Origin of the sequence: Paraeggerthella sp. (genome assembly GCF_048427265.1) — a bacterium.
Taxonomy (GTDB): Bacteria; Actinomycetota; Coriobacteriia; order Coriobacteriales; family Eggerthellaceae; genus Paraeggerthella; species Paraeggerthella hominis.
On record NZ_DBFOSR010000048.1, the window covers coordinates 1 to 9,660 of the forward strand.

Annotated in this window: 8 protein-coding genes; all 8 read right to left on the minus strand. The window is 62.3% G+C overall.

What is annotated here, in order from left to right:
- Nucleotides 1-105 (minus strand): SEC-C metal-binding domain-containing protein (locus ACMNI9_RS04705; protein ID WP_418831054.1); only part of this gene is annotated, 105 nt, incomplete at its 3' end.
- A 339-nt stretch (nucleotides 106-444) separates the two neighbouring features.
- Entirely contained in the window at nucleotides 445-1,305 is an 861-nt protein-coding gene (locus ACMNI9_RS04710) for a DegV family protein (protein WP_114567642.1), read from the minus strand.
- A 110-nt stretch (nucleotides 1,306-1,415) separates the two neighbouring features.
- Nucleotides 1,416-3,887 carry a phenylalanine--tRNA ligase subunit beta gene (pheT, locus tag ACMNI9_RS04715; RefSeq protein WP_418831053.1) on the minus strand — a complete coding sequence of 824 codons (2,472 nt, stop codon included), beginning with the start codon at nucleotides 3,885-3,887 and terminating at the stop codon, nucleotides 1,416-1,418.
- Between the two features lie 13 nt (nucleotides 3,888-3,900).
- Nucleotides 3,901-4,953 (minus strand): phenylalanine--tRNA ligase subunit alpha, encoded by a 1,053-nt coding sequence (pheS, locus tag ACMNI9_RS04720; RefSeq protein ID WP_369412404.1) that lies wholly within the window; start codon nucleotides 4,951-4,953, stop codon nucleotides 3,901-3,903.
- Nucleotides 4,954-5,544: 591 nt separating this feature from the next.
- Nucleotides 5,545-6,726: a coiled-coil domain-containing protein gene (locus ACMNI9_RS04725; RefSeq protein WP_216528832.1), complete on the minus strand. Its 1,182-nt coding sequence runs from the start codon at nucleotides 6,724-6,726 to the stop codon at nucleotides 5,545-5,547.
- Nucleotides 6,723-7,697: a serine hydrolase gene (locus ACMNI9_RS04730; protein ID WP_216528831.1), complete on the minus strand. Its 975-nt coding sequence runs from the start codon at nucleotides 7,695-7,697 to the stop codon at nucleotides 6,723-6,725. Before ACMNI9_RS04730 ends, ACMNI9_RS04725 begins: the two co-directional genes overlap by 4 nt.
- 370 nt (nucleotides 7,698-8,067) lie before the next feature.
- Nucleotides 8,068-8,634 carry a hypothetical protein gene (locus ACMNI9_RS04735; protein WP_216528830.1) on the minus strand — a complete coding sequence of 189 codons (567 nt, stop codon included), beginning with the start codon at nucleotides 8,632-8,634 and terminating at the stop codon, nucleotides 8,068-8,070.
- A gap of 4 nt (nucleotides 8,635-8,638) precedes the next feature.
- Complete coding sequence (locus ACMNI9_RS04740) at nucleotides 8,639-8,848, minus strand: helix-turn-helix transcriptional regulator (protein ID WP_114567647.1); 210 nt, start codon at nucleotides 8,846-8,848, stop codon at nucleotides 8,639-8,641.
- Nucleotides 8,849-9,660 lie beyond the last annotated feature (812 nt).

The following is a 9,660-nucleotide window of genomic DNA, read 5'->3' on the forward strand; positions in this document are numbered from 1 at the left end:
GTGACACTTCTTGTACTTTTTGCCGCTGCCGCACCAACATTCGTCGTTGCGGCCCGGACTGATCAGTCCATCATACATACGCGCATCCTTTCTTTCGCGGCCCATTGTACCGCTGTTAGCGAAAGCGAACAGTCAGAAAACGCGCGCCAACCAAAGTACTGCAACGATGCCTTGCGCCCGCTGTCAAAACGGATGAGTTTTGCGGCGGTTTTTCGCCTTGTTGGGGCGATTCTTCCGTGGGAGTTTTTTATCGCACCAGGTCAATCGCCTGACACTTCCCTTTATCCTAATTTAAGGACCAACAAAACTCTTCCATTTTGGCAGCGGGCCGGCAAGGGGGCAACGGGGAAGGCGTCGCCCGGGCATTAAGGCAGGGCGACCATCGGCAGGCGAGCGCGCGCCGCCAGAAACCCGCAACGCTTCGCCGAACCGCCGCCATGCGCCCTAGTCTTGGATTTTCGCGCACCCGACGCCCAGGGCACCGGGGCCCACATGGCAGGCAATGCTCAGCGGCAAACGATCCACGAACACATCGTCGCTGCCGAATTGGTCCCGCATATCCTGCGCAAGCGACTGCGCGTCGTCGTCACGATCCGTATGAGCTACGTAAAGATGCACGTTGCCAACACCGCCGAAACGTTCGTCCACATCGCGCGCAAGCGCTTTCAACATGGTGCGCTTCGCCGCCTTCGTGGACTTGGCCACCGAAAACGCGTCGAGCTTTTCTCCCTGAATCTGCAGGACCGGCCTTATCTTGAGCACCGACCCGATGGCCGCAGCTGCCGGGGTGATTCGGCCGCTCTTGTGTAGGTAGGCCATGGTGTCCACCATGATGTAGATGCTCGCGTCGAACTTCGTGGCATGAAGGCGATCGCAAACCTCCTGCGCCGAAAGCCCAGCCTCAACCCAGCGCAGCGCGTCGATCGCCGACTCGCGCTGCATGACCGAGATGCGCTGGTTGTCCACCACGTGCACGCGGCCTTCGAAGTGCCGAGACAGGGTGCATGCCGTTTCGCAAGACCCGGAAAGCCCGCTTGACATGGGAATGTAGATGATATCGTCGTACGTGCCCAGAAGCTCGTGCCAACGCTCCCCCAAGTCGACGATAGAAGGCTGGGAGGTGACGATGTTCGCTCCGGCACGCTGCCGCTCGTAAAACCGATCGGCGTCAAGGCTCACGCCCTCGAAGCCCTCCTCGCCATCTACGACAAACGGCATAGGCACGACGAACACGCCGAGCTTCTGAGCCTCTTCGGCCATGATGCCGCTATTCGTATCCGTCATGATCGCGATCTTCTGGTTCATGCTGGTCGCCTCCCCCATGCGAAGACGGCGGGATTGCTCCCGCCGTCTGGCTGCGCGGCGCTCTCGAGCAACCGCGCAATACTCTCGATTAGTCTATTATGACCGAAACGCTAACCGCGCACCTCGGCACCCGTCGCCCCGCACACCTTCTTCACGAGACGCTCGTGAGCCTTGTCGACTTCCTCGCTGGTAAGCGTGCGATCGACCGCGCGATACGTAAGCGCATAGGCCATCGACTTCTTGCCGGCGCCCACGCGCTGCTCGTCGCGGTACACGTCGAACAGACGCGCGTCCTCGAACAGCTTGCCGCCAGCCGAGTTCATGCACTGCATGAGGCGCTCGTGCGCAACGTCCTCGTCCACCACGAACGCCACATCCATGGACACGGCCGGGAACGTGGGCACGTCCACGTAATCGCGCGACGCGCGGCTTGACTTCACCAGCGCGTCAACGTCCAGCTCGAACGCCACCACCGGTGCCGTTGCCTCGTACGCATCGACGGCCAGCGGATGCAGCTCGCCTACCCAACCGAGCGAGGTGCCGCCCGCCAGCACCTCGGCCGCGCGTCCGGGCTGCAGATGCGGGGCCTCTTCGGCGGAAAGGGCCTTGAAGCGAAGTTTCGCAATGGCCAGCTCGCGCGCAAGGCTTTCCACAACGCCCTTGCCGTCGAAGAAGTCGAAGGCGTCGGGGCGTTCGTTCCATCCCGCATCGCGCATGGCGCCGGCCAGCACGCCAGCCACGCGACGGCGCTCCTTCGGCTGCTTGCGTCCCTCGTGAGCGAAGAACACCTGGCCGGTTTCGTACAGCTGGACGTTCTTCACGCCGCGGCTCTGGTTGTAGGCGACGCTGCGAAGCAGACCGGGAACGATGCTTTGCCGCATGACCGACTGATCGGCGTTGAGCGGGTTGATCAATTCGACCGGCTCCCCCAAGCCTTCAGAGGACATGCGCAGGCGACCCAGGTCGCCCGGCTCGGCGAACGAATACGTCATGGTCTCGTTCAGGCCGCTTGCGCGCATAACGTCGTTGACGGTATCGAGCGCATGCTCGAGCGCGGAGCGCGTGCCTACGCGACCCGGGCCGCCCGGCAACGTGGAAGGCACGCGATCCATGCCCCACAGGCGCAGCACTTCCTCGTACAGGTCGATCTCGCGTTCGAGGTCGGGCCGGAACGTAGGCGCGACCACGGCCAGCACGTCCGCCCCGTCAGCGGACGAGACCGAGCACCCCAAGCGCTCGAGAATGTCGACGATGTCCTCGCGCGGAATGTCGGCGCCCATCATGGCGCAGAAGCGCGGAACGCGGAACTCCAGCTCGACAGCCTGCGACGGCATCGGCCACTCGTCCACGATACCGAGCTGGTTGGCTGCGGCGGCGCTCACGCGACCGCCTGCGACCTCCACGATCAGCGCAGCGGCCGCAGCGGAGCGCTCGTCGATGCCGTGGTCGTCCACCCCGCGCTCGTAGCGCATGGAGCTTTCGCTGATCAGGTCCAGGTTACGGCTGGTACGGCTGGTGCGGCCCGGCTCGAACGCAGCAGCCTCCAGCAAGATGTCCACGGTGTCCTCGGTCACTTCGGTGTCAAGGCCGCCCATGACGCCGGCCAACGCCACCGCGCCGAGCTCGGGCGTGGCGATGACGGTCATGTCGGACGTGAGCGCGCGCTCTTCCCCGTCCAGCGTAACCAGCTTCTCGCCGTCTTCGGCCGCACGGACCACGATGGAAGCGCATCCGTCAGCGCCCGAGAGCTTGGCCAGGTCGAACGCATGAAGCGGCTGGCCGAACAGGAACAGGATGTAATTGGTAACGTCCACGATGTTGTTGACGGAGCGCTGGCCGATAGCGGCCAAGCGCTCGACCATCCAGTCGGGGCTCGGCCCCACCTTGCACCCGCGAATCACGCGCGCCGTATAGCGCGGGCAGCGTACCGAATCCTCAATGCTCACGCGAACCACCTGATCAACAGGCTGGTCGCTCGCATCAACCTCCAGCTTGCCAGCCATGTCGGCAAGCGGGCTGACAACGTTCGTGCGATACATAGCGCCCACTTCGCGCGCCATGCCGACCACGCTCAAGCAGTCGGGACGGTTCGGCGTGACCTCAAGATCGAGCACCGTGTCGGACATCTTCAGGTACTCGGCAATGGGCATGCCCACAGGCGCGTCCTCGGGAAGAATCCAAATGCCTTCGTGATCGCCGCCGATGCCCAGCTCGCGCTGAGAGCAGCACATGCCGCAGCTGGCAACGCCGCGCAGCTTCGACTTCTTGATCTTGAAATCGCCGGGCATGACGGTGCCGATGGTGGCAACCGGCACTTTAATACCGGCCGCGATGTTCGGCGCGCCGCACACGATCTGCACCGGTTCGTCCGCGCCCACGTTTACCGTGGTCACGTGCATGTGATCGCTGTCAGGGTGCTGCTCGCACGTCTCCACGTAGCCCACGACCACGCCGTCGAACGACGCGCCCGTCTTCTCCACAGCCTCGACGCCCGTACCGGTCAGGTCCAATCGATCGCAAAACGCCTTGACGTCGCCCGGTACCTCGACGTATTCGCTCAACCACTTCAAAGATATTTTCATAGCTTGCGGCTCCTTAGAACTGACGAAGGAAGCGCATGTCGCCTTCGAGGAGCATGCGCAGGTCGGGAACGTTGTACTTCAGGCAGGCAATGCGCTCGACGCCCATGCCGAACGCGAATCCGGAGTACTCTTCCGGGTCGATGCCCGACATGGACAGCACGTTCGGGTCGACCATGCCGCAGCCCAGGATTTCCAGCCAGCCCGTGCCCTTGCAGAAGCGGCAGCCTTCGCCGTGGCAAATGCCGCAGCTTACGTCCACTTCGGCCGAGGGCTCCGTAAACGGGAAGTAGTGAGCGCGGAAGCGCGTCTTGCGCTCCTCGCCGAACAGCTGCTTGCACAGGTAGTCGAGCGTGCCCTTGAGATCGCCGAACGTGATGCCCTTGTCCACAACCAAGCCCTCGATCTGCGTGAACTGGGGAAGGTGGGACGGATCGGCCACGTCGCGACGGTACACTTTACCGGGAGCGATGATGTAGATGGGCAGGTCCTGATCCTCCATGGCATGCACCTGCACGCCCGAGGTCTGCGTGCGCAGCAGCACGTCGGACTCGCCGCGCACCGCAGCCTTCTCGCCGGAACGGTCGACCACGTAGAACGTGTCGGCCAAGCTGCGGCTCGGATGATCGGCGGGAGCGTTGAGCGCCTCGAAGTTGTAGTAGTCGGTCTCCACCTCGGGACCCTGCGCCACCGTGTAGCCCAAACCAAGGAAAATCTCGCTGACCTCGTCGGTTATACGGTTGATGAGGTGACGGGTTCCCATCTGCTGAGCACGTCCGGGCAGCGTCACGTCAACCGCGCTCGCGCCGATCTTGGCCTCGAGCTCGGCAGCCGAAAGCTCGGCCTTGCGGGCGGCCAACGCTTCCTCCACGGCCACGCGCACCTCGTTCACGGTTTTGCCAACCGCGGCGCGTTCCTCTTTTGCCACCTGGCCCATGCTGCGCAGGTACCCCGTCAGCGTGCCCGCCTTGCCCAGCACCGCCACGCGCACGTGCTCAAGCTCGGCGGTTTCGCCCGCCTGAGCGATCGCGTCGAGCGTCTGCGTGCGCAAGGCCTCCAATTCGTCCACGATTGCCATGTTTCGCGCTCCCTTTCCGTCTTCTTTTTGCAACGCCGCCGCAGCTCGCGCGAACGCGCTCATCGGCGGCGAAAAACAAAAGAGCCTTCTCTCGCCGTTGGTTGAGGGAATTGCTTCCCAATCCAAGGACGAGAGAAGGCTCTCGCGGTACCACCTCGGTTGACGACCTGCGCGCACGCTCGACCGGACATCGCGATGACCAGGCAAGGCACGCGACCGTTGGCCGCCCGCTCATTACGCTCTGTAACGGGAGCCCCCGTCAAAGCCTACTGCACGTCCGCGCTTGCGCGCCCCGCGTTCAGCCTTGCTGCTCGGAAGGGAATCGCCGCGTTGGCCGCCCGGGTCCTTTCAGCCGATGAGACCCGTCTCTGGAGGCGGCGCCGCTACCCGGCGCTGTCTTCGTCTTCGCATGTAACGATGCAGTATAGCGCATTTCGTCGAACGTGAGGAGATATTCCACGACGAAGCGGCGAACTGCGCCCCGCGCCGATTGACACTGGCACCACCCCGGCGCACGAGATTCCGGCCCGCGAAGAGGGAGAACGCAGGACCCGCGGCCGAACGGCGAAACGAGGCGAAACGCTACAGGATACGGTAGCTGACCGTGCGCAAGCCCCAGTCCAGACACGACGAGTACCCGAACGCCTTCCACACGCCGGGCTGCAGATCAAGAGAACGACGGCCTCCGTCCATGCCGCCGCAATCGTTGATGGTAGCGAACACGGTTTGCCCTGCGTAGGATATTTCGACGGTGCGTCCGTAGTACTGCCAGTAGTTCGGCCACGCCATGGGAACGGCCACGCCCATCGACCAGTCGTCGCAAACGGCGCCGGTAGCCGTTATGCCGGGGCTGGGCGTGTAGGGATCGGTGGATCCTCCATAAGCGGAAGCCACGCCCGTCGACCATCCGGCAGTGCTTTCACCAGGCGATTCGCTGGAGCCGCCGCCGGATCCGCCGCCGGAATCACCACCGGATCCGCCACCGGTATCGGGAACAACGGGATCCGGATCGGGCTCCACCGGCGTTGACGGAGGAACCACCGAAGGCCTGTCCACCGTGTTCGCGTCCTCGACCTCCACCGGATCCGTCACCGCGCCGGCAGCTGCCATCTCCTCTGCTTTGCGCTGCAGCTCGGCCAAGCGAGAAGCCTGGTCGCTTTCGGCGTTCTGCAGTCGCGAAGACGCGTCGGCCACCACCTTCTGCGCTTCCGCCTTCTTCGCTTCCAACTCCGCCAGCTTCTTTTCCTGTTCGTCTTTTTGGAAGTTCAAGCTATCCGCAAGATCTTGGAAACGCTTGCTGCGCTCCTGCTGCGCGGCAACCTCATCGGCCTGATACGTCATGATGCTGCTCAAATACGACATGTTGCGCAGAAGCTCGGAAAAATCGCCTGCGCCCAAGACCAGCTCGACAAGGGAGCGCGCCGAGCCGCCCGTGCGATACTCGTACACGGCCAATTTGCCCACCGCAGCGCGCCCCTCGACCACCGCTTTTTGAGCCTCCAAGACTTCCGCCGCCATGTCGTCGATCTGCGTTTGAAGTTTGTCGATCTCCTGCTTGAGCGTATCGTAATCGGAAGAAAGCGCGGCCATGCGGGATTCGGCAGCGCTCAAGCTGGAATGAGCGTCGTCGACCGCTTTCTGGGCGGCGCTCGCCTGGGCGTCCTCGTCAGCCCACGCGAAGCATCCAAGCGCGGCAAAGCCCGCCAAGACAATCGCCGTCAGCACCGCAGCAAGCAAAAGCGCAGCGCGAGAAAAAACCCTCACGAACGAACCTCCTGAACAGTAGGATGAACGAGCACTTTATCACGAGCGGCGCCCAATGCAGCTGCCAAGTCGACGATCAGGCGCTCGTTGTCTGTAAAGTAATCGCTATCGTAGTCGGCATCGGACATGATAGCCACCACGTACGGACCGTCCCCGGCAAGCACCACGCCCGCATCGTTGAGAGCTCCGGCGCCCGTTTGGGGAGTGTTTATCTCGAATCCAGGCTTCGAAAGCACCGTGCCGCGCGCACCGAGCGCAGCGCGCAGAAACGAGGAGTCCGTCTGAGACAAAAGACCGGCGCACCATGAGGCATGGCCCTGCCCGGCAGCCACGTACGACCCTACGTTCAACCACAGCTTGGCCAGGTCGAGCGGCGTGCAATACGGATACCACTCGCCTTCCCAGGCCCATGCGTCCACGCCTGCGGCGGCGCACCACGATTCGAAGTTCCCGTAACTGAAGCGCTCGCGCAACAACGCGTAGCCGGTGTTGTCCGAATGGACGATGGCATTGGCCAGCACGTCTTCCAAACGGTACTCTTCCTTATCGTCGAAAGCCATGACGCCCGTGCCCTCTACTGCCACGTCTTCGATCACCATGTCTTCGAAAGAAGCAAAGCCAAGGTCGATCTCGTCTTGCACCGCATAGACAACAAAGGGGGCTTTCATGGTGCTCGCGCAGAAAAACGCCTCGTCAGCATTGTAGTTCATGCCACGTTGGACCGAGAAATCATATACGACGAACCCAACTTCATAGCCAGCTTCGTGAAACGCGTCGACAGCCCGCACCACCTCGGGAGCTTCCTTGTTGTCAAGTTCGCGCGCAGCACCCGTTGCAGCGTCGAACACGCTCACAAGATCTGTCATGGGCGCCGCATCGAGCGCCGAACGCGCGATCTCTATTGCCGCGCGCGGATCCGAATTCGTTAATCGATCAGGAACGGCATCGGTCGATCCACGCTCTTCGCGCATGGAAGAACTTACCGGGAACGGTTTTTCGTGCCGGGTTGTGAAAGCGTCCGTTGCGCTGACGACCGCGCACGTTGCAACGGCCGATGCAACGACCACCGCAGCTACGCCGATCCAACCGAGAGACCGACCGCGATGAATTCGCTTGTTCTGGGGCCAACCCGCCACGCACGCCTCCCCCCGGCGCGCCTGCGCCGTTCGATTCCCGGCGCTGCAACGCGCCTCCTGCATGCGCAGTATTCCCTAACGGCGGCCCAGCAACAAGCCTGCTCCCTTCAATTAACAAAGTATGGGCACGAGGTTTCCGCAACCCGATACCCTCCGCAGCGCAACGAGGGGCATCGGGCTGCAAGCGCAAAAACGTGCAGCTGCCTTAGTCGTCCAGCAGGGCCCCGATTGCCCGGCGACGGGATTTCGCCGCGCGGAACGAAACGTAGAAGGCAACCACAAGCAGGACGAACAGCAACGCCGCAATCGACAACCCCAGCACTGCGGCGGCAAACCATGCGGAGGCGCCAACCGAACCAAGTACCTGGAGTTCGGCGAGGACTCGCAAAAGTGCGATCAGGACGCCCGCGACCACCGCCGCAAGCCCCGACACCAAGGCGAAGTATCCGCCAGGGAAGCGGTCGGTTTCCGAAAAGCGGTTGCCATCGTCCGCGAACCCCTTGCGACTCTGAAGCACCGCACACGCAAGGCACGTCAGCAGCAGCCACGAGACCACCATGACGTGGAACATATCGAACTGCATAACCCCCGATCCCGTCATGTCGATCTCGTGCATCCACACGATCTGCCTGACCATGGTGTCGTAACCAAGCGCCACAAGAAGGCCGAACGTCAACATGATGAAGCCGACTTTGTAAATACGATTCGACTCGGCTTCCACCCGTTCGTCAACAGGGCCGACGTACGCCCTCCACTGCTCGATAAGCTTCATATCGCTACTCTCCTTCTTCCCAGAACAGGTCGTCAAGCGTTGCGCCCAGCACCTTGCATATCGCAATGCACAGGTTGAGCGTGGGGTTGTACCCACCGGCTTCGATAAGGCCGACGGTTTGGCGCGTCACTCCGACCGCCGCCGCCAACTCGGCTTGCGAAAGGCCGCACGCCACGCGCGCCGCCTTCATGCGCAAGTTCTTTTTCCCTCCCATGAATCACCTTCTCTTTTCCTGTTATGCCTAATATTCTGTACGCAATGTCATAAATATATTGCATATTGGGAAAAATGACAAGTATATATTGCATTTTGTTTTCGAAGCCGTCTTCCGCACGCGTTTCGGGCAAGCGAACGGGCTCACCCTCCCGTCCGCATGGGAAGCGCCCTTGCCGTGCTGCAAGGTGACGCGCATTGCCGCTTGAGGCGTGCGAAACGCCCCCGTCCGGCCCTTGCAGGCTTGGCAGCGCACGAAAAATCGCGTTCGCTGGCAGTTTTTTGCGGTTTGGGGTCCTCATGGCAGGCCCGCACGAACAGGTCGAGCGCTCGATAAATCACTGCGCTTCTCTGACCTGGTAAAACGCGATGCCGGACACGCGGCGTCAAAATCGCAAGCTCGTCCGACGACCGCAAACCGTCAGAACCTGCCAGCGAACGCGATTTCCGCTGTTAAACCAGCATTGACATAGCCCAGATGGGGGCGTCCCGAGAAAGCCGCACCGGGGGGCCGAAAGCGCGCTTCGTCCGCCGGGAGGCCCCTCATCTCGGCTGATCGCGCCCGGCCGTTTGAAAAGGTAGCGTACATTAGTACGTGTCAATCCTGGTTTAACAGCGGAACGCGATTTTTCGTGCGCATGCGGTAGCGGATCCGACAAAGCGGATCCGATCATGCGAACGCGCGACCCTTCCGCGAAGCCCTCGCACGATTCGCGGACGTGCTACCATGAACGCCGCAGCAACTCGACCAACGCAAGGAGCAGCCGTGTCCGGAGTCGAAAACGTCCCCATTCGCATACGCCTGGCCACCGA

What these genes read in the sequence shown, in the direction of transcription:
- ACMNI9_RS04740 (WP_114567647.1), bottom strand. Translation starts at nt 8,848, where the DNA reads ATGGGAGGGAAAAAGAACTTGCGCATGAAGGCGGCGCGCGTGGCGTGC.
- ACMNI9_RS04710 (WP_114567642.1), bottom strand. Translation starts at nt 1,305, where the DNA reads ATGAACCAGAAGATCGCGATCATGACGGATACGAATAGCGGCATCATG.
- pheT (WP_418831053.1), bottom strand. Translation starts at nt 3,887, where the DNA reads ATGAAAATATCTTTGAAGTGGTTGAGCGAATACGTCGAGGTACCGGGC.
- ACMNI9_RS04735 (WP_216528830.1), bottom strand. Translation starts at nt 8,634, where the DNA reads ATGAAGCTTATCGAGCAGTGGAGGGCGTACGTCGGCCCTGTTGACGAA.
- ACMNI9_RS04730 (WP_216528831.1), bottom strand. Translation starts at nt 7,697, where the DNA reads ATGCGCGAAGAGCGTGGATCGACCGATGCCGTTCCTGATCGATTAACG.